Below are 1,114 nucleotides of genomic sequence, written 5' to 3' on the forward strand. Positions count from 1 at the left end.
CGCCGGGCTGCACGGTCACGTAGGGCAGCGTGCCGGCCAGCACCGCCGGGTGCTCCTGCCGGATGCGGCGGGTGCCCAGCACGTCACCGACCGTGGCGGCTTCGCCGCGCGGGCCGGCGGCGAGCAACCCGACGATGTCGGTGGGATTGCTGCGCTATTAATTTGGCTATTCGGCTCATCACAGGAGCGATTGAATTATTGTCTTGTATTTCGCGCCGACCACAACAACAACGAGCAGCGATGAAAATGCGACCACAGAGGTCGCTCGCTGTATATTATGGGCCGCGCGTTCAAAAACATACCAACTGGGAAGCTGGGGCGCTTGAACAGCATCCACCCGATCCCCAGGCACAAAAGCAGTATTGCAACAACAGGCATGGCGCTCAAATTAAGTCAAAAAGACTTGGACAACTAAAAACAATATTCCTGCGCGCGAGCCAAATGACGGCAGGAATGTAGCGAGCTACCCCGCCCCGCTCCGCCCCTCCACCGCAATCGGCATCAGGCACCTGTCATTCAATACTCGACGCCGAGGGTGAGCAGCTACCAGAAGCTCTCGACAAGAAGCCACAGCGTCAGACCCAAGCTAACCAGTTCAGCAGCAAGCAAATAAATGGAGTACTTCTTTTGCTCAGCAGAGAAGCCTTTTCTACATTTTGCACTCATCTTATCTCCGTGAATTAATTAGCAAAACGAAGGACAGGATTGTTGCCGCAATAGACGCGAGTACAGTTAGTACAAACAACGGCGGAAGCGACATGACAACATAGCCCCCGAGTACGACACCACTAATCAATAAGCCGACCAGCGCCGCCAAGCGAGCGGCGTGATATTCGAATAGATCATCCTGCCGTTCAGATGACGCAAGCGCCATCAGCGTGTGCGCAATGAAGCCAGCCACTCCAGCAACTGCAAAGACGGCCGGGTTAGTGAAAAGGAACAATCCTGCTACGGAGAGCGCTGCGAGCAGCATGCCGGGCAACACCAAAGCCCCACCCCGCGCCCCACCCTCAATCAAATACCCCCCCGCCCCCGTCTGCGGATCAATGACGGTCAACCCCGCCCCGCTCCACCCCTCCACCGCAATGGGCGACTCGTGAATCGTCACCTCATA

At 56.8% G+C, this 1,114-nt stretch carries 1 pseudogene; it reads right to left on the reverse strand.

Features of this window, described 5'->3' with window-relative positions:
- Positions 1-667: 667 nt before the first annotated feature.
- Positions 668-1,114: pseudogene (locus tag JI739_RS24290) on the reverse strand (hypothetical protein); the annotation flags it as partial.

Source organism: Ramlibacter aurantiacus (assembly GCF_016722895.1).
Taxonomy (GTDB): Bacteria; Pseudomonadota; Gammaproteobacteria; order Burkholderiales; family Burkholderiaceae_C; genus Ramlibacter; species Ramlibacter aurantiacus.